Here is a 25,968-nt window from a genome sequence, read left to right on the forward strand (position 1 = left end):
AGATTGGCTTTAAAGAGAATTGAAAAGTCCCGACGTTTTAGGACGTTTTAAACTGCCCGACGGTTTTACTGAGCGAATTGACGTGATGCGTGACGCTGTCGCTAATCGTACGTACGCGGCGGTTCAGGTGCGTTAACTCGTACACTTCGTCGCTAATCGCCTTCGCGTGAAGCATCGTGTTTTTCGAATCTTCAAAAACGGCGTAAACGTCTTCTTTCATTGCCAAGATTACCTCTTTTTGATCGTGTAAAATCGCATCGATACTTTGTAGTGATTCGGTGGAGATCGCAACACCGTTGTCGACCGTACGATTGACGTTTTGCATACTCGAAAGCGCGTCCCCGACGTTGTCGTTAATGTTATGCACGATGGCTTCGATACGTACGGTGGCTTTATCGGTCATGTCGGCTAGTTTGCGAACCTCTTCGGCAACGACCGCAAATCCGCGTCCTTGTTCGCCCGCACGACTGGCTTCTACCGCCGCATTGAGGGAGAGAAGATTGGTTTTGTCGGTAATGTCTTTGATGGTTTCGATCATCGACGAAACCTCGGCGACGTTTTGCTCCAGCGTAAAAATAATCTGCGTCGTTTCGTCTGCGATGGTTTTGATGTTGCCGATGGACGATTCTACTTTTCCGAGTTTTTCGGCGACATGTGCTTGCGTTTGGCTAATTTTAAGGCTCATCGCGTCGGCTTTAGTGACCGAATTTTGGATCGCGTTGTTTTGGGTTTGAATATGCGTCGCGATATTTTGAATGCTAACGCCGATTTGCTCGATTTTTTTGCCCGTAACGACGATCGTGTTGGTGAGATGTTGATTGAGGTTGAGCAAATTGAGAAGCGAGCTTTTGGTTTTTTGTAAGATCGTATCGAAAATATCGATGACGCTGTTAATCCAAACGGCCGTACGTCGGTTCTCATCTTTTGCAAATCGATTCAAATCTGCCCGTTGGGTAATATCGCCGTCACCTTCGACAAAACTTTGCAAGAGTGAACGTAAAGAGGCGTATGCATTAAAAAAATTAGACAGTTCGCTTTTGGTCATCCCTAAAATCATCGCTAAAGAAACCGTCGTAATGATGCCGATTTCTTGTAAGCGGGTTAAAAACGGCATAAACGTGAGGGTGGCATAATAGGCACTCGGAATGAAAAGACCGATGAGCAAAGCCATTCTAAAATAAAGTTTATGGCGAAATTGCATGATGTCGTATACTTCCGAAAGATCGCCCTCGCACATCATTCCCCACGTATCGAGGCTATAAGGAAGCGTTACGGTAATACCTTTGCCGATCACGGGAATGCCGCGATAATCGGAATACCCCGGATACGCACAACAGAGATTTGCTCCTTTTTTAACGGTGTTGGCTACGCCAAAGTGCAATGCTTTGGTCGCGGGGTCGTTAAAAACGATCTCAAATTCGGTATGTTTTTGAATCGAAATGATGCCTTGTTTTGTGTGCACGCCCTCTTTGAGGTTTTCACCGAAGCTAAACGTGTCGTCTTCAAAACGCGAGCGAGAAAGTGCCGTTCCGGTTTTAATGTTTTTATTAAAATAGGGTTTGATCATAAAAAGATAGTTATCGCCGGATTCTTTAAAGATATGTCCCGCTTCGCGTTGAATGAGATCGCTGAGCGTATCGTTGGAAACACGTGCGACGAGAAGGCACTTTTCGTTTTGACATGTAACGTGTTTCATAAAAGCGAGCGTCACGCAATCGTGGAACGTCGAAGCCTTGGGGCGAAATAAAAGCGTATCTTCATCGACGTAAGGGCCGAAAAGCAGTTGCGAGGAGCCGAGCTGAACGTAATCGACGGCTTCGCAAAAAGCGGTTGCATCGTAACGATACTCTTTTAACGGGCGTTGCATCGAGCTAAAAAGCATCGTTTTGGCACTGTTAAGAATGAAATATTCTAAAATCGTTTCGCTTAGCTTTTCTTGCTCTTTGAGGATACCGAGGGGATCGCCTGCTTCTTGATCGAGAAGAATAGCGGTATTTTCGACTTCGCGCCATATTTCGTTCGCCCATTCGATCATAAGCCGTTTACGTGTTTGTGCAATACCTTCAAATGCGGTCTCGACGGCACTGAGCATTCCTTTATTGCGCGTCCATTTCGACCAAATAGTCCCTTTATCTTTGAGTGAAAGCACGGTATTTTCCTTTATTGTTTTTGATTGTTTAATTTTTAATCATTTTTTTTTATTCGTGAAAGACATTTAACGATTGCTTTGATTCATAAACGCTTCCGACGGTTTTGCGTCATTAAATCGCCTCAAAAAAAGTATCGTCTATAAGCCCCTTCATATAGAGCGTTGAAAGCTTTATATTTTAAAAAAAACAACGCAGAACTATACAAAAATAGCAATCTCGATGCAATGATAAAATTGATTAAAAAATAATCATAAGATTTCGAAAAAGCCTTTTTTCTTCAAGAATGTAGATTCTACACACCTTTTTCGACTGATTAATTTATAGGCAATTTTTTCGCCAAAAAAAATCTTTTGATGTTAAAATGGACGTACACCAATTCTCAAACGAAAGGAAAGAAATAATGGTTTTATCTCGTATCGCTAAAGTCTCTTTAGCAACCGTAACGATTTTGGGTTTAGGCGTCACGACACTTAGTGCCGATACGCTCAGTGAAGTACAAAAGCAAGGTTTTGTGAAGTGCGGCGTCGACGGCGGACTTCCGGGGTTTTCCGAAGTCGGTAGCGACGGTATTTACAGAGGAATCGACGTGGACGTATGCCGTGCCGTCGCCGCGGCAACACTTGGTGACGCCAAAAAGGTTAAATACGTCGCTTTGAACGCAAAAGAGAGATTAACCGCGCTTCAATCGGGCGAGATTGATATGCTTTCCCGTAATACGACATGGACGGAAACCAGAGATACCTCGTTGGGTTTAAATTTCGCCGGCGTCAATTATTATGACGGACAAGGCTTTATGGTAACGAAAAAACTCGGCGTCAAAAGTGCCAAAGAGTTAGACGGTGCTTCGATTTGTCTTCAAACGGGAACGACGACCGAGTTGAACGTTGCGGACTATTTTAGAACCAACAAAATGAAATACAAACTTGTCTCCTACGATACCAACGATCAAGTCGTTAAAGCATATGAAAGCGGTCGTTGCGACGTTTTAACTTCCGATCAATCTCAACTTTACGGTTTGCGTATTAAATTGGCAAAACCGGACGAATCCATCGTTTTACCCGAAGTTATTTCCAAAGAGCCTTTGGGACCGGTTGTGCGTAAAGGGGACGGTCGATGGTTCGATATCGTTAGATGGTCGTTTTATGCCATGTTGACGGCGGAAGAGTCGGGCGTTACGAGTGCCAATGTCGATGCGATGCTTAAATCCGACAATCCGGACGTGAAACGTCTTTTAGGTGCGGAAGGTCAGATGGGCGAAAACTTGGGACTTAAAAAAGATTTTGCTTACCAAATCATCAAACAAGTCGGTAATTACGGCGAATCGTTTGAGAGAACCGTCGGTCAAGGCTCTCCGCTTAAAATTCAAAGAGGCTACAATGCCCTATGGACAAACGGCGGTTTACAATACGCACCTCCTTTTAGATAAGAAGCGTTGGAATGTTTTTCACGAGAGCGGCGTGTCCGCTCTCTTAACTTCTTAAACAAAGGACGTACATGTTAGCACTTTTGAGAAATCAAAAGATTCGAGGGATTATTTTTCAGCTTTTAACGGTAATCGGCTTGGTTGCTTTTTTGTGGTATATTGGTGCTAATACGGTTGCAAATATAGAACAAAGAGGCATTCAAACCGGTTTTGGATTTTTGGAAGGAACGGCGGGATTCGGTATTGATCAATCCCCGATTCCCTACACCGAAGAGGATACGCACGGCAGAGTTTTTATCGTAGGATTGTTAAATACGATGATTATTGCCGCCGTCGGTATCGTTTTTTCGACGATCGTCGGATTGTTGATCGGTATTTTAAGGCTTTCAAACAACTGGTTAATCGCCAAGCTCGCCAAAGCTTATATCGATTTTTTCCGTAATATTCCGCTTTTACTGCAAATTTTGTTTTGGTACAACGTCGTGTTGCGCGCCATGCCAAACCCTAAGCAAAGTTACAATTTCTTCGACACGATTTTTATCAACAACCGAGGACTTTACTTCCCGCAACCCGAATACAATACGACGTTTTTTGCGATTTTAATAAGTTTTGCGGTTGCCTTCACGTGTGTTTATCTTCTCAATCGATGGGCAAATCGCCGCAAAGAAGCCACGGGGAAAGACTTTTTCGTCTTACCTTGGGGTATCGCGCTTTTTCTTCTACTTCCCGCCCTTGCCTATTGGATCGGCGGTGCGCAATTGCACTTTAGTTTTCCCGAACTTCGGGGTTTCAACTTTAAAGGCGGCAAAGTGCTTTCACCGGAATTTTTGGCGTTGGCGTTTGCGTTAACGATTTATACCGCAACGTTTATCGCTGAAGCGGTACGTTCAGGCATCGAAGCGGTCAGTCACGGACAAAAAGAAGCTGCCGCTTCGATGGGATTTAGCCCGTATCAGTCCCTCAAACTCGTTATTTTGCCTCAAGCCATTCGTATTGCGATTCCTCCCATTATCAACCAATACTTGAATTTAACGAAGAACTCTTCTTTGGCAACGGCAGTGGGTTATCCGGAGATCGTAACGGTTTTTGCGGGAACGTCGTTAAATCAAGTCGGACAAGCGATTGAAATTATTGCGATGACGATGTTAGTTTACCTTATTATTAGTTTGCTGGTTTCGGCGCTGCTTAACTGGTTTAACCATAAAATGAAGATCAAGGAGCGCTAAGATGGCGGTTTATTCCAAAAAAGAGGCGCGCAAGGCTCCCTCCAATGTTAAAGGCTTAACGTTTTGGTTACGTGAAAACCTTTTTTCTTCCCCGTTTAACGTCGCATTAACGCTTTTAGGCGTGATGCTTTTGGTATGGGTGATTCCGCCGTTCATCAAATGGGCGTATTTGGATGCCAATTTTGCGGGAAGTACGCGAGAAGATTGTACGGGCGGAGGAGCATGTTGGGTCTTTATTCGCATGAAAATCGATATGTTTATGTACGGGTTTTACCCTTCCGAATTTCGTTGGCGCGTCAATACGGTTTACGGGCTGTTTCTCGTATTGGTTGCGGCGTTTCGTTATCTCAAAAGCCCTGTTCTCAAAATCGTATTGGCGCATGTCTATTTTATCGCCGGTTTCCTTTTGGTTCACGGCGGTTTAGCAGGTTTAGAAGTCGTGCCGACCGATAAATGGGGCGGTTTGATGTTGACGATTATGGTGGCCGCCGTCGGTATCGTTTCGGCGTTTCCTTTGGGTGTTATTTTGGCGTTGGGACGTGCGTCGCATTTACCGATTATTCGCAGCCTAAGCGTTACGTACATCGAGTTTATTCGAGGCGTACCGCTCATTACGATTTTGTTTATGTCTTCGGTTATTTTGCCGCTTTTCTTCCCCGAGGGAATGAACTTCGATAAATTGTTGCGCGCACTGATCGGTATTGCGATGTTCGAAGCGGCGTATATCGCCGAGAATATCCGCGGCGGACTTCAGTCGATTCCCAAAGGTCAATACGAAGCGGCGGATGCAATCGGTTTGTCGTACTGGCAAAAGATGTTTTTAGTCATCTTGCCGCAAGCGTTAAAGGTTGCCATTCCCAACCTTGTCGGCGTTTCGATTGCCCTTTTTCAAGATACGACGCTTGTTTTGATCATCGGTTTATTCGATTTGTTGGCGATGGTGCGTCTGAGTGCCGCCGATTCGTATTGGCTCGGCTACGAGACGGAAGGCTACGTGTTCGTTACCTTTATCTTTTGGTTTTTTTGTTACATGATGTCGAATTTCAGCCAAAAGCTTGAAAAACGTTTTAATACGAATTTACGAAAATAGGACACTTTATGAAAGAGAGAAAAGAGATTATAGAGATTAAAAATCTCAATAAATGGTACGGCGATTTTCATGTCCTCAAAGAGGTCAATCTCACGGTGAAAACAGGTGAAATTATCGTGGTATGCGGACCTTCCGGATCGGGTAAATCGACGCTGATTCGCTGTATTAATTACTTAGAGCAATTTCAAGAAGGTAGCATTAGCGTTGAAGGTATCGATTTGGTCAACGACGTCAAAAAGATCAAAGCGATTCGCGAAGAAGTAGCGATGGTGTTTCAACACTTTAACCTCTTCCCGCATTTGACGATTTTAGACAATCTTACCTTGGCTCCGATTTGGGTCAAAAAGATGCCGCGCAAAGAGGCCGAAGCGATGGCGATGAAATATTTGGAGCGCGTGGGTATCGCCAATCAAGCGAATAAATACCCCAATCAACTCTCCGGCGGTCAGCAACAACGCGTCGCAATCGCAAGAGCGTTATGCAAAAATCCGAAAATTATGCTTTTTGACGAGCCGACTTCCGCATTGGACCCCGAAATGGTTGCCGAAGTTTTAGATGTTATGATAGAATTAGCCAAAGAAGATAAAACAATGGTGTGCGTGACGCATGAAATGGGTTTTGCTAAAAAAGTAGCCGACCGTATCATTTTTATGGACGCGGGACAAATCGTTGAAGAAAATACTCCCGAAGAGTTTTTCCAACATCCCGAATCCGAGCGTTTAAAACTCTTTTTAGAGCAAATTTTATCGCACTAATCGTTGTTGACATGTAAGGATTGTGGTATGGAAGAGTTGATTCCCGTTTTAGTGATTGTCGGAGCGGTCGCTTTCGTGATGATCAAACAAATCGGCAACATTACCCAAAGGCTCGATCGCGTGCACGATGCGGACGCATTTGAGCGCTATGCGAAGTTTTCGGCGATTATTCAAGAGCACGTGCGCGCGATGAAACAGAGTATCGACAGCTCAAAACAGGTAGCGTTAAGAACGTACATGTTAATCGACGAGAGCCAAGAAGCGTACGCGTTGGAGAAGCTCTCCGATATGATTCGCAAGCTCGTTTTTTTTGAAACGATGACGGCACGGCAAAAAAATCCTCAAGAGATTGAAGCGGAGCTTTTTGAAATTTTAAACGCATTGGAACAGTTTTTAAAAACCTATTGTCAAGAGGGAGAGGCTCAAAGCGAAAAGCTTCGCGAGAGCCTCATGGTCGCCTATGAGACGCTCACGAACGAAGAGGTTTAGACCTCTTCGATAAACGGATATTTCGCGTCGTTTAAGAGTTCGCGGATCATCGCTTGATGTTCTACGCCTTTGGTTTCCAACATAATCGTAATTTGTGCATCGCCGTAAGAGAGTTTCGTCGAAAAACGGTCGTAATCGATTTGAATAATATTGGCGTTGGCATTTTTAAATAAGTCCGTCAGACGCATCAGTGCGCCCGGTTTGTCGATCAACGTGATGACCAACTTCATTTTACGGTGCGATTTGATTAAACCTTTCTCGATAATGATCGAAAGCACTTGCACATCGATATTTCCGCCGCTTAAAACCGCGCCGATTTTGGTATGTTTGTCAAAGGCAAATTTTTTATGCATAATGGCCGCAACGCTTGCCGCACCGCCGCCTTCAACGACCAATTTTTGTCGCTCCAATAAAAACAAAATTGCCGATGCAATCTCTTCGTCGTCTACCGTGACGACTTCATCGACACACTCCAAAATATGTGCTAAATTGCTTTCACTGACGTCGCGTACGGCGATACCGTCGGCAATCGTTCGCACGCTTTTGGAATTGATCGCTTGTTTGGCATGGAACGATTCGCACATAGCGGGAGCTCCTGATGCATTGACGCCGATGACTTTGATTTTCGGATCGATTTGTTTGATCGCCGAGCTCATACCGCTAATCAGTCCGCCGCCGCCGATGGGAACGACGACGACGTCAAGGTCGTTGATTTCATCGATCATTTCTAAAGCAACCGTTCCTTGCCCCGCAATGACTTTTTCGTCTTCAAACGGGTGAATAAACGTCAAGCCGTGTTCGTTGGCGTACGTAAGGGCATACGCGTAGGCTTCGTCGTAGTTATCGCCTTGTAAGATCACTTCCGCACCCAAAGCTTTGGTTCCCGTGACTTTTAAAAGAGGCGTGGCTTCTGGCATCACGATCGTTGCTTGGATACCGAAGACCCGAGCACTGTAGGCAACGCCTTGCGCGTGATTGCCCGCACTTGCTGCAATGACGCCCTTTTTGCGTTCTTCTTTGGTTAATGAGGCGATTTTATTGTACGCGCCGCGAAGTTTATAAGCACCCGTAATTTGGAGATTTTCTTTTTTTAGATAGACGTTTGTTCCGACTTCTTCACTTAAAATCGGAGCTAAGGCACAAGGCGTGTTGGTCACGACGCCGGCTAATTGTCGTTTGGCTTTAACGATTTCACTAAGGGGTATCATAGGTGTAACCTTTCGTATTCTACTTTCGTACATTTATTTTGAACGGCGATTAAGCCGTTTTCTTTTGCTTTTTGGCAGGCGGCATTGTTAATAATGCCCAATTGCAACCATACGACTTTCACGTCGCCTCTTTGCAAGGCTTCATCGACGAGCGAATCGGCGATTTCGGGTTTACGAAACATATCGACCATGGCTACTTTTTCTGGAATTTCCAGAAGCGATCGGTACACTTTTTCCCCTAAAATCGTCTCTTCCTTGGGATAAATCGGATAGATTTTAAAGCCTTTTGTTTGTAAATAACGTGCTACTTTATGACTGTCTTTATCGGGATCGGGAGAAAGGCCGATAATGGCAATGCTCTTGCACATCGAAAAAATATCTTTAATGCCCGCATCATCGGGCATGCTAATGTTAGAAATGTCGCATTCCATTATTGCTCCTTTAAAAAAAATTGAAGTGAGGAGTATAGCACACCCAAACTTTCTTAGCCTTTATCGAAAAAATTACGTTTGACGTATGTCGTCTGTTTTGCCATTTTTTTGTGCTATAATCCCACGAAATTACATTTTGTATTATAAGGGAATATGATGTTTCTCGGGGAAATTAGTATTAAAACGAAAGGCTGGATTTTAGCACTTTCGACGGTCGGAGGATTTACGGCAAATACGATCTTGGTCTTTTTTTTATTGGAAGGAACGAATCGTACGATTTTAGTGACGGGTTCGATTTTGGGGATGATTTTTTTCTTCATCTTTACGCGCATTATGACCTTAAGTATTTCGCGTTCGATTGACGCGCTTTCTGCCGTTACGTTTGATTTGGCGCAAGGAAGCGGCGATTTAACGAAACGCATCACCGTAACGTCGCATGACGAAATTGCCGAGCTTTCCGCCAATATCAATCATTTTATCGATAAAATCCATCAAACCGTTATCGCTGCGACCAAAGCATCGCAAGAGAGCACCTCCACGGCCGATCGGTTTGCACTTATCGCTCAAAATATTCATCAACGTATTGCCGAAGAGCTCAGTTTTGCTCAAAAAACGAAAACGTTGGGAGATACGATGAAAGGCGTCTTGGAACAATCGACGCAAAGCTCGAAAGATACGAGTCGCGATATTTTAGCCGCCTCTTCGACGTTGAACGAAACGGCATGCGAGATACAACGTTTGGTCGAAGATATACAAAAAGCTTCCGAAGTGGAGTCGGTCACGGTCGAGAGGCTCAATCAACTCAGTACCGACGCCAATCAGGTTAAAAACGTTTTAACGGTCATTTCCGACATTGCCGATCAAACCAATCTTTTAGCACTCAATGCCGCGATCGAAGCCGCACGCGCGGGCGAACACGGACGCGGTTTTGCCGTCGTCGCCGATGAAGTGCGAAACTTAGCCGAACGTACGCAAAAAAGTTTGAGCGAAATTAACACGACCATTAGCGTGATCGTGCAAAATATTATCGATGCCAGCGGTCAAATGAACGACAATTATGCCTTTATCGAAAAAATAGTCCATCACTCGGCACTGGCACAGAGTCACATCGGCGAAGCCGAAGTCGTCATTAAAAAAGCATCGCACGTCTCGTCTCAAGCGTCCGAAGTATCGCAAAAACTCTCCAGCGATACGACGACGATCTTGGAAAACGTTACTTACATGTACGAAGTTTCATTGAAAAACAGTACCGACGTACACGAGTTAAACGGTGCGTCCAAAAACCTTCTCGCGCAAGCCGGCGAACTTTCGCATAAACTCAACCAATTCCAAATCTAAGGTTACGAAATCGAGCGTCGTTTGAGAATGACGCCCGATTCGAGGTGTTCGGTATTGGGAAATTGGTCGAACAGAGCAAACCGTTTGATCTCGTACCGTAACGCTAAAATCTCTAAATCGCGCTTGAGCGTTTGCGGATTGCACGAAATATAAATAATATGCTCGAATTGCGAAATAAACGCAAGGCTTTTTTCGTCTATTCCCGAGCGCGGAGGATCGACGAAAACATGACTAAAGCGATACGCATCCAAATCAAGATGCGCTAAGCGGTTGAACGTACGTTCGTGGTTGAGTGCGGAGGTGAGCTCCTCGGCACTCATGCGTAAAAACGAGATCGTGTGAACGTCGTTCAATTCACAGTTGATCAGTGCCGATTTGATAGACGTTTTAGAGATTTCCGTCGCCAAAACCTTCTGAAATTTGCTAGCCAAAGGAATCGTAAAGTTGCCGTAACCGCAATAAAGCTCCAACAGATCTTCGCATTCGCTCATGTGTTCTAAAACCCAAGCGATCATCGCACGATTGATGGCGCGATTGGGTTGCGAGAACCCTCCCTCAAACACACGGTATCGATACGTACGCCCTGCTATTTCCAAACACTCTTCTGCAAAATCGCGGCTTAAAACGCGTTTGATACCGCGCGAGCGACCGATGATGCCGATACCGAATCGCTGCTCTAAGACTTTAGCCTCTTCATCCCATGCTACATGTAAAGGTTTGTGGTAAAGGAGCGTGACCAAAAGATGCTCCGACGTGCACAAAAACTCGATTGAAAAAATCTTTTCGCGCAGGATCGAAGAGCTTTCGATTGCCTTTAAAAGTTCGGGCATCAGCACGGCGATTTTTAGATCGACTTTAGGGCAAGCGTCGATGCAAAGCGTACTTTTTTTATCCGCCGCACCCATGGCGTATGAAAGCGTGTCGCCCTCTTTCCACAAGCGAAATTCCGCGCGTGATCGATAATGGCTATCTTGGGAAGGAAAAAAATCGAAAGAACCTTGATAGAGGGATTCGAACAAGGTCGTAATCGCCTTTTTTTTAGAGATTATTTGGTCTTCGTAATCTAAACGGTACAGCGTACAACTACCGCACTTCCCGAAATATGAGCACTCCATCGCATTCCTTTTATGTAATATTATATGTAAAATTTTATCTATTTTTAGCTTTCCTAAAATCACGTTTTGGCAAAGTATCCGCGCACCTTTGGTGCTTTTTATCTTTGACACGCTTTTAAAGCTGAGCTCTAAAAGCTACGTTAACACTGGGTTCTCCTCGGCGGAGTGCCCACGCACCTTTGGTGCTTATAGATTGTCGATATGTTTCGTTAGAGGATTAAGCTTGAAAACACGCCGATAATCGCGCCGAAAACGCCGCCCCATACGACCAGCCAACCCAAATGTTCTTTAATAAAATCTTGAACGATTTCTTTGACCATTCGCGGCGTCAGCTCATTAAGGCGCGCATCGACCATCTTTTCTATGGTGATTAACATGTCATCACTTAGTGATGAATTTTGTATTTTTTTAGATATTTTTTGTTGAAATACATCACTTTTAACGATTTCATTGAGCGAGATTTTGAGCTTTTCGTTAAACGGAGCACGCAGTCCTTCCAATGCGCTTGCTCCTCCGAACATCGCCAACATCCCGCCGAAAGAGGACTCCATGACGGTTTTACTGAGCGCGTCAAAGGCCAAAGAGGTGTCTATCTCATCGATGATAGAGCCAAGATCGAGCGTTTTTTCTTCGTGTGCAAAGAATGCGTCGAGTTGTGTTTTGGTAAAAAACTGTTCCATCATCAGGTTTTTAATCGATGCTTTAAAGGCTTCAAAACGTAATTCTATGACGCCGCTTCCGTAAAAAAAAGGTACTTTTTCAAAAAGCATATGAATGGCAATTTGATTGGTAATCGCGCCCGAAAGGGCAAAAAGTCCCGCTAAAAGTAGCCAATGCGCGAAGGGTTCGCTTAAAACGTAAGAGAGTGCTACCAATCCAAGGCTTATCAGATCGGTCATAAAGCTTTTATCGTATTTCATCGTTTCTCCTTTACACTGCGTTTGCATGTTTTAATTGTCGTTTGTTAACTTTGATCGTGTTCTCTTCACTTTCGTCTCGCGGTACGTAGTTGTCACGCAAAAAAGAAGGCATTTTGCGTCCGCGAACGGTCATAATATCTTCGATGAGCTGCGCTTTGATTCTTTCTTTTTCATAGCCTTGCTCCTCGCAAAGATAACGAAAAACCAGTTCCGCCAAACGGTCCAAGGCAATTTGCCATGTAGATTCGGTTTGGGTGTAGAGCCATTCGCTAAAGGCGTAAAAGCCTTCAAACACCTGCCCCTCTTTCCATAAAAGCTCACACGAGCGTTTAAAATTGCCGCTGTTATACACCATATCCCAAAAACGTGCAAATCGTTTCATTTTTTGCATCAGCGCAAACGGGATTAGATCGTTTTGCACAATATCGTACGGAGGTTTGTCCGAATAAACCATGCCGTAGATTTCGTCGTGACGCGAGAGCGTCGTACCGGAAAGTTTTTTTAAAATACCGATTTGAATTTCGCATTGCGTCAGGGCATGGAGTCGGTTTAAATTGCGCCCGAATCCCTCGATACTTTCTCCGGGTAACCCCACGATCAAATCGACATGTAAGTGTGCATGGGTTTCATTCTGTAAGAAAGCGAGATTTTCTTCGATTTTTTCCACATTGAGGCGTCGATGAATATTTTGGGAGATGTTCGGATCAAGCGTTTGAATTCCGACTTCAAGCTGCAAAGCCGCCGGAGGAAACTGAGCAATTTTTTCACGCAGGGCTTTGGGAAAATGATCGGGAATAACCTCAAAATGGACAAAATATTCCTCTTTTTTGGAGAGAAAAAAGTCTAAAAGTTGTGTTGCGTTCTCAATACTTAAATTAAACGTTCGATCGATAAATTTGAAATTGCGCACGCCTCGTTGCCATAATTTTTCGAGCTCGCCTAAAAAGCGTTCCATCGGAATGTCGCGTACTTTTTTATCTGCCGAAGAGAGACAAAACTCACATGTAAAGGGACAACCGCGACTCGCTTCTACGTAACAGTAACGATGTTTGACGTCATGATCGCTGTAAAAATCGTAGGGTAAAACAATCGTACTTAAATCGACCATCGGTGCTTTTATGAAACGTTCTTCGGGTAAATCGTCGTTTAAAAGCCTTCGGCACAATGCGTAAAAAGCATTTTCTCCTTCGCCTTGAATGATATAATCGGCTTTGGAAAAATCGACGCGATGCGGCAGATGTGACGCTTCGGGACCGCCTAAGATAATAAACGTCTTCGGCGATACTTTTTTCAAAAGTGCCGTCAGTTCTTGCACTTCAAGCGCATTCCAAATATACGCACCGATACCGACGATGCGCGGTTGATGTGCAAGTATGTGCTCCGCGACGTCCGCGACGCTTGTATTGATGACGCTCTCTAAAATCAAAGCTTGGGCTTGAAGTTCGCGTAAATTGGCGTACAAATAACGCATAGCAATCGACGTATGCGTGTAGCGGGCGTTAAAGGTCGTTAAAATAATTTCTTTCATGTGTACCGTTTATTTTTTTGTTTATTATAATAAAACTTTTTGGTTATTTTTGTTAAAATCCACATTCTAAAATGGATCGGGGTGTAGCGCAGCCTGGCTAGCGCGCTACCTTGGGGTGGTAGAGGTCGCGTGTTCGAATCACGTCACTCCGACCATTTTTGCGTTGAACGCTTCTTGACATGTCACTCTTCTTACCCTAAAAAATTCATAGCATTTTTTAAAATTCACTTTCACGAATAAGAACAGAGAGTACTTTTTTGTAAACTTTCGTGATCAAGCTTGACGATTCGCCCTCGACTAACAATGTCCCAACACTTCGATTTCGCAACCGTATATTGCTTTCGTTTAAATCAATGATGATTTTATAATAAGCTTGTTCGGTTTTGAGACGTTTATTGCCGTCTTGCCGCGTAGCGATTTTTCCGCCGAATACGGAGGCTAATTCGGGAAATTCTAAATACGGACTTGATACTTTGGCTATCTCGTTTACGCTTGCATGAATATCTTTTCTATCGCCGGAGTGAAAGAAAAACGTACTTTTGGCACTGTTTTTAAGGAACGCCATGTCGTATTCGTTGCAAAAAGCGGTAATGCGATGGTCCGTGTCGTCGTATAGCACAAAAATCGGTTTAGTTTTACTGACCCATTGATTTTCTTTGAACGTATCGTAAAGATAGACTTTCCCGTCGAAATTTGCTCTGACGTCAAATTTTTGTCGGATTTTTTCTAAACCTTCCAATTCGTTTAGGCTTTTGAGTAGGCTCTCTTGCAAGACAAAACGTTTGTCCAAGCTCTCTTTAAAACCGGCTTGTTTGTCCAGTTCTTGCTTGAGTTGCTCGATTTGCGTCTTCACTTGGGTGATCTTGAACTCCAGTTCCGATGAACGTATTTTCATCAAAAGATCGCCTTGTTTAACTTCCGCTCCATTCGTAAAGAAGATGCTTTCAATGTAGCCGTCTTCAATCGGATAAAATTCAAAATAGTGCTTTGATTCGATCACGGCAGGCATCTTGATCGTGCCATGCCACGGAAGAAAAATCGCCGCTAAAAGAAGTAAAAACACGAACAGTGAACGGCGGTTTTTTCGATTGAACGTAAGTTCGCCTCGTTTCTTCCACCAGACGTTGAACTCTTTGTAAATCGGTAAAAGGATAAACCATGCGACTTCAACCGCAAAGAGAATAATACCCAAAGCTTTAAACGCAAAATAGTACACTAATGCGGCGATTCCGGCAAATAAAAAGAAGCGGTATATCCATGTCGCAATCGCATAAACGATAAAAAATACTTCGCGCTTTTTCGTCAAAAGTTCGGGTTTTTCTTGCTCTAACCCTAAAATATGATGACGCAAAAACCACTTCGCCATCGCAAAAGAGCGCGGCTGTAAATTTTGCGTATCGGTTAAGTCTGCAAGGGCGTAGTATCCGTCAAAACGCAAAAAAGGACTGATATTGATGAGCAAAGAGCTGGTCCAACTGGTTGTTGCAATGATAAATAAAATACTTTTAAAAACACCGATCGGTGCAAACGACCATAAAAACGTCGCAATCAATGCCAAATAAAGCTCGACTTTAATGCCCGCTAGAACGATTTGCAAACGCTGGTAGTTAGACTTTAACTTCCAAGCACTGGTCGTATCGGTGTATAAAACGGGGAAAAGCACTAAGAACGCAACGCCCATCGTGGGGACTTTGCACCCAAAACGTTTTGCGCTAAAGGCATGTCCTAATTCGTGAAAGCTTTTAACGAACACCAAAGAGAGAAAATAATAAACAGCACCCTCTTGCGAGAAAAAATAGAGAAACGTTGAACTAAACGTCGTCCAGTCTCTTAAGATAAAAATGATGCCGATAAAGCCTAGAATTAAAACAATGTTTTGCCAGAGCTTAGAGTATAAAAAATCAATGCGATGTAGATTGTCATCCAACCAACGATCGGGTTTTACCAACGGGATTCGAATAAACAGGTAGTTATGCAAAAGCCATTTAAGCAACGTTTGTCTGGATTGTTTATACATCGCTTTGATGCGATGCAAAGACTTCGCGTCTTCACAAACGATCAAGTTGTTTTGGCTTAAAAATTCGATAAAGGTCTGCAAGGATTCCGCATCGATCGCGTAGTTTTTCTCTTCTAAGGTTTTTAAAAATTCTGCGGTCGTGATGCCGCTTTGCCAATGTGAAATCAGCTCAAATGCATCAATACCGATCGTGAAATACTTGTTTTGAATGGGGTCAAACAGTAACCAGCGTTTGGAACCGTCTTCAGCCGAAGAGGTATCCAAAAGCTTTAAATCGTTTCGTAACGGCGGTAGAAGCGGTTCTTGCGTCTGTGGAAGCATTACCAGCCGATCCATTGCCTAACGGCGGTGATGGGTTTTCGAAAAAGGTAAAAAAAGAGCGTTACGTTGTGCGAATAGATTTTTGCCGTACCGCGAAGTCCGATAGAGGGAATGTACCCGTTTTCTTGAATATCGTCAAAATCCGCGACGATACGATACGACAAAATATTTTGTTCGGTGAGTTCGGGCTTGTAGGAGATGTATTTGATTTTGGCATTCCACGCGTTAATCGGATCGTTGTCAAAAAACGCTTTGACGGAGGCATTTTCTTCAAGGAAAAGAGCATCGTTGACGGGTAACATCATTTTGAGCTCTATTTTACGAGCATCGGCAATCAAAAAGATACGCTCACCCGTTGCGACGGGTTTTCCTTTCCAATCATTCGGATTGGTAATAATCGCAACCCCCTCCTCTTTGGCGAAGATAGAGGTTTTATCCAACTGGTCTTTGGCATGCGCGAGCTCGGCTTCTTTGAGTTTGACATGGTTTTCAAGCTGCGCAATTTGGCTTTTTTGTTTCGGATCGAAAAAACTGCTTTGTCTGGCGGTAAACAATTCGGCATTGCTCACATCAAGCGTTCGTTTGGCAACCAAATAGTTGTTATTAAAATCGACGTCGTCAAACTTGACGACCAATTGATCTTTTGTTACCTTTTCGTTGGGAAACACCTTGACCTCTTCAATGACCGCATTAAGAGGCGACGTCACCACGTAAGGATTTTTGGCATCGACTTCCAGCGGTGCTAAAACAGAGAGCTTTACCGGCATAAACATCAGAACTAGAAGCGTTAATGCCGCTATTTTGACGTATTTATTGCGAAACGAGATATTTTTAAACGTTTGGAAAAGAGCGCATTTACGCATTGCAAATAAAAAGTAGGCTAATGACGAAGAGAGATGTTGACACAAGGCAACGTCATTTTCGCTCCACGGCTCTTCTTTAAATAACAGTAACATGTAACGGGTTTGCTTTTGCTCTTTCTCGCAATGAAGCGGTATTGTTAAAAGGTGTGGAGGCGCAAATTCGTGAAAAGATTTGGCGTTAATCTCTTTTAAATCGCGTGACGCATCGACGCTAAAAATCTCTTTCGCTTTTGCGTTGTGACGAATATCTTCGGCAATCTCTTCGATCCATTGAACGTAAGGTGAAGTTGCGTCCATAATGGCAATATCGGAGATTGCCACAACACGGTATTTTTCTCTTAAATCTGTCGTGAGTAAAACCCCTTGCGTATAGGATACGAGGTTTCGCGTTTCGTTGACAACTTGAAAATAGAGCTCTTTTAAGGTTTCACAACTCCTACAGTTATGTTCTAACTGTAGGAGTTTTGCTAAAGTCGGTTCCAATCTCTCTCTTTTCTTATGCGAGTAGTTTTGTTAAATAAGAGCCGTAATGCTCCAGTCGTTGGGTTTCAAGTGCGATTTGCTCTTTAAAGCCCACAAAGTTCTTGGCATCGGTTTGGTTTTTGTTTTTCAACTGTTTCAAATCAATGGTAAGATTAAGTACCCTTGTCGTACCGTCCGAGTTGATCGCTTTGATGCTGACATGTAACGTTTCGAGCTCTTCGAGTAACGTACCGGTAATATTACCCGTTCTTGGATCAAACGACAAGCCTTTCGGTAACGCAGCCCCGTCTGCTAGGGTGACAACAAAACTTTGCGCAAGATTGGTGTCGACGACTTTGACTTCAATATAGTTGTTGACAAGTTTGATCTCTTCAATGGCAATACCGACAATAGAGAACGAGTCACGACTGGATTGATTAAAGACGATTTGCCCGTTGGTTAAGACATTCACGTCGACATTGGCCTGAAGTACGCCACTACCGCCTTGGACACCTCTTTGTGTCGTCGTATCGCCGGATGAAGCGGAACGCTCGTTTTGAGTGTCTCTCTCTCCGGCACTACCCGATGATGGTGCATCGGTTCCCGCTCGAGGCGTTTCTTGAGTGCTACTTGTTCCAAAACTACCGCTTCCACCGCTTGAGGCTTCACTGCCAGAAGATGGAGTCGTGCTTAAAAAGCCTCTTCCGACCTCCGTCGGCAATCCGCTAGATTGAGCACTAGGTGCATAGTTGATAACACCCAATCCTCCAAGAGAACCTCCCGTCGTTCCTGGATTTCCAAACGGATTTGTACCGCCAGAAGAGCTTCCCGTAGGGGTGGACGCATCCGCACTACCGCCGCTTGATGGTGCCGGTTTTGCCGTTTCTAGCGGAGCGGGGGCGATGACTAGCATCGAATAGGTTCGGCTGATCGTTGCGCCGAACGGATCTGTTGCTTTAAGCGTAATCTCAAAAACTCCCGATTGTGAAGCTCTTCCGGAGATGACACCCGTATCCGGATCAATCGATAAGCCTATCGGTAAATTCGTTGCTTCAAACGTAAAGACGTTGCTTGCATCGCTATCACTAAAGAGCACGGCAATATCTTTGCGGTAAACGTCTCCAAAAGGTATTTCGACATCGATATTGTCCGATGCAACCGTCGGTGCATCGTTTGTACCCGTAATCGTGATCGAAAAATTCGCAATCGTCGTTAAGCCTTCAGCATCCGTAACGGCAATAGGGATAACAATCGTATCGGTTTCGCCTTGTCCGACATAATTATAACTAGAAGAATCAAACGTAAACGAACCGTCATTATGTAAGATGAAGCCCTCAGGTGCAGTTCCGCTTACGCTAAACGTAATAGAGCCGCTATCGACGTCGCTTGCCGGAAGAACACCTTGGAGGTGTTCACCTTCAATAACACTCCCGGACTGCGCTTCAAAGACAGGACTATCATTGACTGCATTGACCGTAATAGCGATGGTTTGAGTAGCTTCCAAACGATTGCCCTCACCAATATTGCCAAGGTCGTTAATGCTGATGGTTAAACTATCGCTTCCGTTATAATCGCTATTAGGTGTATACGTTAATCCATTGATTGCATTTTGTAAATCTTCCAAGCTGCCGCGTATTTTAAGAATAGAGGAATGATTAGAACCTTCCAAAACACTTAGCCCCGTCGTTTGTGACAATTCCAATGTTCCGTTAGTGACATGAAGTGTCACGTCTAAGAGTTGGGATGCATCTATCACATCCAAATCGGACAGAACAATCGCATGAGTATTGTCAAAAACAAAAGGCGTATCTTCGTTTATCGTGACGGTCGTATCGGTGATCGTAATCACCGGTGCATCATTGACCGGAGTCACAAAGAATGCAACTTGAGCGATGTTGCTCACTTCGCCGTCATTCGACGTAAATTGGTATAAAAACGTTTCATATCCGTACCAGTTTTCATTCGGAATAAAGGTAAATTTCGCGTAATCGGGATGATCTGCTCTATTTTTACCTTCATTCAACATAATTTTACCGTTGGTTAATTGATAACCGATGACTTTTGCATTGGAATCATAGATATAGGTGCTTGCGTCAAAAGCATGGAACGTTCCTGCTGTTGTGATCGTGCCGCTTGCATTCGTGATGTCGGGTGTTCCCGTTCCAAACACAAACGTTCCTCCATTATCGTTAATATCTGTCACGAGATTATTGATATTGGCGATAATTGAAGAGGTATTATCTTCGGCTCCTACGATATTGTCGCTGTAAATATTGGGGATCGCCGGCAAAACCATCACCAATTTTTCCGAAACATTCGTACCATTTAAAGCATCTCTTGCCGTTATTTTCAAATAATCGGCACCCGGAGTGATATAGTCGTTTCCATATCCAGCAGCGTATGTTACACCGTTAGAAGCGGCTAACGTAGCATTGATTTGATCGATCGTTCCGCTGAGTGTTACAACGCGCGAGCCGTTTCCGCTGATCTGTGAAGCACTAAGACCGTTGGTGATCGAGTCGTTGATCGTGATGTGACCGTAGCGGGTTGTCTCAATCGTGACACTGAGCATCGTATCGTCTAAATCGGAAACCCTTAAAATAGAGCCGATCGCAAGCGTACCGTCGTCATTTTGACCGATGATTTTTTCAACGATCAGCGTTGTCGTATTTAAATCTATCGACGGTAAGTCATTGATCGATTGAAGGTTCACACTTGCCGTTTTGACGCTATAACGTGCCGCCGTCTCACCGCCGTTTCCGCCGTCGTTGACTTTAATCTCAACCGTTCTAGCCGCATCATTGAAATTATCGGACGCATTGCTAAACGTGATCGCTCTTGCCAAGGCTTGTACATGTGAAGAGTAAGCATTTTCATTCAAATGTACGCGTAATTCTTTACCGTTTTCACCGTTTAAAACAGAGTCGATGGTGCCGATAATAGTATTACCGTATTTTACATGTAAGCCTTCAAACGAAATGCCGCCAAAGGATGCAATCGCCAAAGTATCGAGCGATTCTTTATGTGTCGTCACGGCAAAGGAAATATACCCGCCATCATAACTCGTGCCTTCCAAGTCCGTCACCGTTATATCAGAATCGACTTGTACAGGTGATCCGTTTTCGACAAATGTTTTGGGATGTAATGTTCCACCTAAAAGCGGAGCATCATTAACCGCATCTATGGCAATGACCAATTGCTTAGTGTCGGTAGAACCGTCGTTATCACTAAGCGTCACGGTAAAGGCTTCTGAAGTATTAGCCCTAAGAGCATTGATGACATCAGCATTTGGGGTATACGTATAAGCACCCGTAACCGTATTGAGTGTGAGTGTACCGTATAAACCTACTTTCGTCACTGTTGAGTTTAGTAATACGCCTCCATCAATTCCGTATGTAAATACCGTATTGTGATCAATGTCGGTTGCACTTAAAGAAGAAGATGTTGCGTTGAAAACGTCGTTTGCATCCGTATCGGTATAGTAAATCGTAGCAGGTGTATTTAATATGACATTATCATTCGTGCCGACGATATGAACCGTAATGGTTTTATTCACGCTTGCATTACCGGAATCTTTTACGCTAATCGTATAGGTCAATGTTAAGGTCTCGCCTGCCGGTAAAGCGTTAAAATAGTTGCTACCGGAATTAAACGACCAATTGACGTCAGAATCGTGCGTCGCAACGCTTAACATGTTAAGTAAAGCGTTCGTGTTTAGCGTCAATCCTTCCGTTGCTCCCGATGCGACGACACCGACTTTACTGACTGAAAAACTCGTATCCATCGTATCAATATCTTCAATACTTAACGTACCGCTTGAGCTCAATGTCGTATTGGTTTCATTGACGGTTGACACATCACTATCACCCGCATCAACAACAACGGTAGGTGTGTCATTCACACCGTCAATGGCTATTGAAACGGTTGTCGTTGCCGTTGCGCCTTGAGAGTCCGTTGCCGTTAGTGTATAAAGAAGTGTCACCGTCTGACCTCTGCCTAAGAAGTTAAACGTGTGTTCCGTTCCTGAATTAAAACTCCACGAGACCGTTCCTGTTGTTGAATCGTTATCAATAACGGGATTGGAGTTGATATGGAGCATATTTTTGATAATCTCTTCCGTATAACCTGAAGGTAAGGTTAACCCGCTGGGAAGCGTGACCTGTACGGAACTGACCGCAACATTAACCTCATCGGTTAGATCAATATCCGTAATCGTATAATCATCGGTTAAAACAAGCGACGAACTGTTTTCTTGTAGGTTGGTCGATGCCGCATGCTCTAAACTGGAAGTGATATTAGAAAGTTCTGATACGGCTCCGGCCGCATAATACCAATCAAACATGACCGTTTGTGAGGCATTGACATTGTTTAAGTTCGTAAACATCGCATATCCGCCGTCATCATACGATTGATTGTAGACAGAATTTAAAGGATCAATTCCTGGAGCGTACTGATTGGAGGTGGTCCAACCGTATCCGGGGGCAATGACGGTATTGACATTGGTATTAGTCGAGTAAAAAAGAACGGCTGTCGCGTTGGCACCTGTTCCCGTATAAATTTTAATCGCTTTAGCTTGCTCTGAAGCATTTGAGATCATCGTAAATTCACCATTGACGATATTGCCTTTTTGTTTGGCGGGACTATCGCTACCTGCGACAAAATCGTCGCGTGTTCCGACCCAAAACCTCAAGTTTTCCGTCGATGTAGTTCCTAGATTGGTAATATACGTGTTTGCTTTGATATATTTAGCACCCGATTCCAAGGTATAGACGTTCGTCACTTTCAAATGAGCCGTTCCGACCGTAATCTCACCGCTCCAAACAATCGTACCTGTTCCTGTGGTAGTATTGAAATGGGAATTATCAACCGTCGTATTGGTAAAAGTCGGAGTAAGATTAACCGTTCCTTCTAAGTTCCAGTCCGTATCCGTCTTAGCACTGCCGGAATTATAATCTGCGGCAATTGCCATGTTTAATTGATAACTAGAGAACGTTAATTTATACCAAGTACCGTCTTTATAATACCACGGTTGTTCCAGCATACCTGTGCTTGCATTAACAGAATCAACCGTTCCGCTTCCGAATCTTAGTAACCCGTTATTAAATACTTCCGTTCCCGCGTTTGGACTTGTCGCTCCGGCAGCAGGAGGTGTTACAACACCTGTTCCTCCGCTTGTAATCGTTCCAAATACCGGAGCATCGTTTGTTCCCGTGATCGTAAACGTAATCCTTGTACTTTGTGTAGCACTTGCCGTGTCGGTTGCGATTACATCATAACTAAACGTAATCGTCTCTCCTTCGGCAAGAAAATTTAAATCGACATTATTAGCAGTATAGCTCCATGTCGTCGTACCGGAAGAAGCATTGGTCACACTTGTGTGAAATCCTGCACTCAATGCCGAAGAAAGTGTTGAATTGAGCGTACCTCCGCTCCATACAATATCGTTGTTATAACTATACGTCACATTAACATTACTATCGACATCGCTAAAGGTTACCGTTCCGCTTTGTGTCAAATTCTGATTGTCGATGCCGGTCGTTTCCGTAAAGCCTGAAGGGGTTGAAACGGAAATCGTCGGCGCATCGTTGACACCCGTTACATGTAACGTCGAAGTATCAACCGTACTCTCTAAATTTCCATCGTTAATTTTCCACGAAACGGTTCGCGTCGCTTGCGTTAGACTTAAGGTTTCACTGGTGGAATGATACGTAACGCTTCGTAATGCACTTTGCCATTGGGCAAGCGTTGCCGTCGCACCTGAAGATGTTAAAGTTAAAACACCGGTTGAGCCATTGTAAAGTGCCGTGATATTGCCCATCGTGGAGCCGTCATTCGTAAAACCTAAAATATCACCGCTTAAAAAACCGGAACTAATGCTGACTTGAGCACTTGCTAAAGTCGTATTGTCTATATCGTTTAGCGTTAACGAAGGCGAGAGCGCGATAGGCGAACCGTTTTCCGAATAATTTGACGTCTGACTGGTTTCTAACGTAGGTGCATCGTTAACGGATAATACTTTAACGGTTAATTGAGCAGCACTTAACGTTCCCCCTGCTCCGCCGTATTCGACAATGTATCCGGCAATTGCGCTTGTATTATTGGCTGCAAAATCATTCCATTTTCCGGCATTGGCTCCGGAATAGTAAAAGTGTGCCACGTCTTCTCCGCCGCGTGAAGCATCGGAATTATTCGGTTCACCGCTATCCCAGTTGGCATATTGGCTGTTATACGCTGAGCCGTAATTGGACGTCGAATTGGTTCCGGCACTCGTATCGCCTGTCCAAAATTGTGTTCCGGCTTCCGGACCTGTGACCCACTTCCAAATCCCTTCGCTAGCGGCATCGCTAGCACCGATCCAACCGTTTCCGCCCGCCATCGAAGTGATGAGCGCATTTTCGTTCGCGGATGTGATGGTGACCAAGTATCCATTTAATCCATATAAAGTACGAGCTTCCGCCGCGGTTTTAGCATCGGTCCAAGAAATACCCGATGCGCTGACAAATTCGTAGTAATGTCCATTGAGCGTATTGAAGAATTTACCCGTTTGGTTGATTCTATAAGGTTGCTCGCCGCTTCCTTGGTTGTCGTTAACCGTAATGGTTAAAGGATCGTCGCCGAACCAATTGGAATCGGCTTGATAGCGAAGCGTAGCAAGAGTGCTATTAAGGTTTGCAGTACTACCCGTAATTTCCAACGTATGCGTGCCTGTACCGCTAACCGTTACACCGCTGGAACTGCCTAAACTTAAATTACCGTGATTGGACGATATGGTTACTTTAACATCGCTTCCGGCATCATTATCGCTAACGCTGATCCCGGAAATCGTAATGGACGTATCTTCATTCACAGAAAGCGTCTCTCTACCTGAAATATAAGGTAAATCATTTGTTGAGCTAACGCTAATCGTACTAGAAGAACTGCCTACGTTACCGCTTGAATCAACAGCCGTTACGGTAAATGTCCGATTCGCGGTTGAAGGATCGTCGGAAGTATTGGAAAACGAAACCAGTTTCGAAATTGACGTTACGACTGCATCATTCACTTTCGTTCCGTAAACTCTTACGTTATCGATGTAAAGCTGTCCGCCTGCCGCTTGCCCTCCCGATGCGTCGTATGTGCCGTTAACAAAAACAAATCTATACGTACCGGATGTTGAAATAGTGGTTGCTTTCGTTGCCCATGCAGTGTTGGACGCACCCGTCGCATCTAAAACTTCAATTTGCGCCCCTGTATTAACATTGACGATATATCCGAAAGCATCAAAATCATCACCTCCGGCATAGGCTCTCCAGTCAAAATAGATGACATCACCCGAGCTTGCTTCAAAAGCGGAGCTGTATACGGCAGGTCCGTGAACCACATCGTAGCCGTTGAGTGTCGTCATACTACTGGTAAGTTTTAAAGCATAGTTACCGTCTGTCGCATTTCCGGCTTCGGAAACAATGGTTGTCGAATAAGAACCGCTTGGTATGTCATTGTCGTTTCCGCCGGAGTTTGCATTGTTCGAATAATCGCTTGTATCTTGCGATGTCCATCCGGCAATAACCGTAGAACCTAAATCGATCATTTGATTCATTGCCGTCCATCCGGTGATTGTTCCCGTCTCAAAACTTGCATTTGTAAAGCTACTGGCAAAATTAATTCGTAATTTTTGTCCGTTAACTCCGTTATAGGTGGAATCTATCGAACCGATAATATCTTTTCCGGAGCCGTTCCCCAAGTACACATTGGAACCATCAAGAGAAATAGCTCCGTTCGCGGTGGCGTTGCTTGCACTATTGAGTACAAGTTGATCCGAGGTTGTAGCATTTGTAAAGCTATACTCGATATATTGCCCCGCATAGCTTGTACCGTTCGTAATAGAAATATTTGAGGCAGGATTTACGCTTGCACCGTTTTCATAAAATGTGACATTTTGTAAACCGGAAATTGAAGGTGTTCCCATATCTCCTTGATAAGACATGATATTAAAAGACTCCGTTTCAACCACACCGCTTTTAATTTCTAAATCCCAATCTCCGCCGACGCCGGTCGTATCGTTTGAAGCGGCAATATCGGCATCGGTCGAAGCGGCGACGGCATTGATAAAGGCTTGTCCTTCTCCGTTGGCGGCAACGTCGCATCCGTAAAGCAAGACGTCGCCGTTTTCGGACATAGCGTTTTTAATCGTTTGCATTAACGCGTCGTAATGTGTTAAGGTATTTTGATTTAAAACATCGTTTCCGACCGTAATTTCACCGGTGCTACCGTGAGAGAGAACGTGAAGAGCGTCAATCTCGGTTTCATGCTTAAGAATCGTTTGAATCTCGTCTAAGGAACTGACCAAATAAATTTCAACGTTATCGCCGATCCCTTTGACCAGTGTTTCATAATCTTTGACGCTGGTGTCGACAAAAGCAACTTCTTTGCGTGTATTGGATTCACTGCTTTGCGTTGCTTGTACTTTGTGAGCATTATTTTCGGCATTGTCGTTCGTTACATCGCTGTGTTGAACGGTCGTATCGCTTGTTTGTGTTGAAAAACTGCTCTTATCAAGGACGTCAACTGCCGTACCGACTGCGGCTCCATCAAAGAGCATTCTTTGTTCTAACGCGCTAATAACCGGTTTTTTTCTAGTATTTTTCATGGTGCC

At 44.2% G+C, this 25,968-nt stretch carries 15 protein-coding genes and 1 tRNA gene; 7 read left to right on the forward strand and 9 right to left on the reverse strand.

Annotated elements, in window-relative coordinates; genetic code table 11:
- Positions 1-37: 37 nt before the first annotated feature.
- Positions 38-2,149, reverse strand: a complete 2,112-nt coding sequence (locus UCH003_RS06390) for a methyl-accepting chemotaxis protein (RefSeq protein ID WP_060825866.1) — start codon at positions 2,147-2,149, stop codon at positions 38-40.
- 401 nt (positions 2,150-2,550) lie between these two features.
- Here UCH003_RS06390 and UCH003_RS06395 point away from each other — a divergent pair, with 401 nt between their 5' ends.
- The 5 genes from UCH003_RS06395 (at position 2,551) to UCH003_RS06415 (ending at position 7,133) form a co-directional block, all read left to right on the forward strand.
- Positions 2,551-3,576, forward strand: a complete 1,026-nt coding sequence (locus UCH003_RS06395) for an amino acid ABC transporter substrate-binding protein (protein WP_041961779.1) — start codon at positions 2,551-2,553, stop codon at positions 3,574-3,576.
- Positions 3,577-3,644: 68 nt separating this feature from the next.
- Positions 3,645-4,799: an amino acid ABC transporter permease gene (locus UCH003_RS06400; RefSeq protein WP_060825867.1), complete on the forward strand. Its 1,155-nt coding sequence runs from the start codon at positions 3,645-3,647 to the stop codon at positions 4,797-4,799.
- Between the two features lies 1 nt (position 4,800).
- Positions 4,801-5,889 carry an amino acid ABC transporter permease gene (locus UCH003_RS06405; RefSeq protein ID WP_060825868.1) on the forward strand — a complete coding sequence of 363 codons (1,089 nt, stop codon included), beginning with the start codon at positions 4,801-4,803 and terminating at the stop codon, positions 5,887-5,889.
- 8 nt (positions 5,890-5,897) lie between these two features.
- A complete protein-coding gene (locus UCH003_RS06410; protein WP_039674550.1) occupies positions 5,898-6,644 on the forward strand; it encodes an amino acid ABC transporter ATP-binding protein in 747 nt (248 codons plus the stop codon).
- Positions 6,645-6,671: 27 nt separating this feature from the next.
- Positions 6,672-7,133 (forward strand): hypothetical protein, encoded by a 462-nt coding sequence (locus UCH003_RS06415; protein WP_060825869.1) that lies wholly within the window; start codon positions 6,672-6,674, stop codon positions 7,131-7,133.
- On the opposite strand, the gene ilvA is transcribed toward UCH003_RS06415, so the two are convergent.
- Complete coding sequence (gene ilvA / locus UCH003_RS06420) at positions 7,130-8,341, reverse strand: threonine ammonia-lyase (RefSeq protein WP_039674546.1); 1,212 nt, start codon at positions 8,339-8,341, stop codon at positions 7,130-7,132. The genes UCH003_RS06415 and ilvA overlap by 4 nt on opposite strands.
- A complete protein-coding gene (locus UCH003_RS06425; protein ID WP_060825870.1) occupies positions 8,338-8,772 on the reverse strand; it encodes a CoA-binding protein in 435 nt (144 codons plus the stop codon). The genes ilvA and UCH003_RS06425 overlap by 4 nt, the downstream gene beginning before the upstream one ends.
- A gap of 156 nt (positions 8,773-8,928) precedes the next feature.
- Between UCH003_RS06425 and UCH003_RS06430 the strand changes: the two genes are divergently transcribed.
- The gene (locus UCH003_RS06430; protein ID WP_060825871.1) at positions 8,929-10,110 is read left to right on the forward strand and encodes a methyl-accepting chemotaxis protein; all 1,182 of its coding nucleotides are present in this window, start codon (positions 8,929-8,931) and stop codon (positions 10,108-10,110) included.
- 2 nt (positions 10,111-10,112) lie between these two features.
- Here the strand turns inward: UCH003_RS06430 and trmA are convergent, their stop codons facing one another.
- The 3 genes from trmA to UCH003_RS06445 form a co-directional block, all read right to left on the reverse strand.
- Complete coding sequence (gene trmA, locus UCH003_RS06435; RefSeq protein WP_060825872.1) at positions 10,113-11,225, reverse strand: tRNA (uridine(54)-C5)-methyltransferase TrmA; 1,113 nt, start codon at positions 11,223-11,225, stop codon at positions 10,113-10,115.
- A 209-nt stretch (positions 11,226-11,434) separates the two neighbouring features.
- Entirely contained in the window at positions 11,435-12,145 is a 711-nt protein-coding gene (locus UCH003_RS06440) for a hypothetical protein (RefSeq protein WP_039674538.1), read from the reverse strand.
- A gap of 10 nt (positions 12,146-12,155) precedes the next feature.
- A complete protein-coding gene (locus UCH003_RS06445) occupies positions 12,156-13,673 on the reverse strand; it encodes a B12-binding domain-containing radical SAM protein (protein ID WP_060825873.1) in 1,518 nt (505 codons plus the stop codon).
- A gap of 77 nt (positions 13,674-13,750) precedes the next feature.
- Between UCH003_RS06445 and UCH003_RS06450 the strand changes: the two genes are divergently transcribed.
- A tRNA-Pro gene (locus UCH003_RS06450) sits at positions 13,751-13,828 on the forward strand.
- A 62-nt stretch (positions 13,829-13,890) separates the two neighbouring features.
- Here UCH003_RS06450 and UCH003_RS06455 read toward each other — a convergent pair.
- Genes UCH003_RS06455 through UCH003_RS06465 form a run of 3 tightly spaced genes read right to left on the reverse strand, consistent with a single transcriptional unit; the run spans position 13,891 to position 25,962 of the window.
- Positions 13,891-16,011 (reverse strand): site-2 protease family protein, encoded by a 2,121-nt coding sequence (locus UCH003_RS06455; protein WP_060825874.1) that lies wholly within the window; start codon positions 16,009-16,011, stop codon positions 13,891-13,893.
- On the reverse strand, positions 16,011-17,357 hold the full coding sequence (locus tag UCH003_RS06460; RefSeq protein WP_060825875.1) for an efflux RND transporter periplasmic adaptor subunit: 1,347 nt from the start codon (positions 17,355-17,357) through the stop codon (positions 16,011-16,013). Before UCH003_RS06460 ends, UCH003_RS06455 begins: the two co-directional genes overlap by 1 nt.
- 13 nt (positions 17,358-17,370) lie before the next feature.
- Positions 17,371-25,962, reverse strand: a complete 8,592-nt coding sequence (locus UCH003_RS06465) for a DUF4347 domain-containing protein (RefSeq protein WP_060825876.1) — start codon at positions 25,960-25,962, stop codon at positions 17,371-17,373.
- Between the last annotated feature and the right edge of the window lie 6 nt (positions 25,963-25,968).

The organism is Sulfurospirillum cavolei (genome assembly GCF_001548055.1).
GTDB lineage: Bacteria > Campylobacterota > Campylobacteria > Campylobacterales > Sulfurospirillaceae > Sulfurospirillum.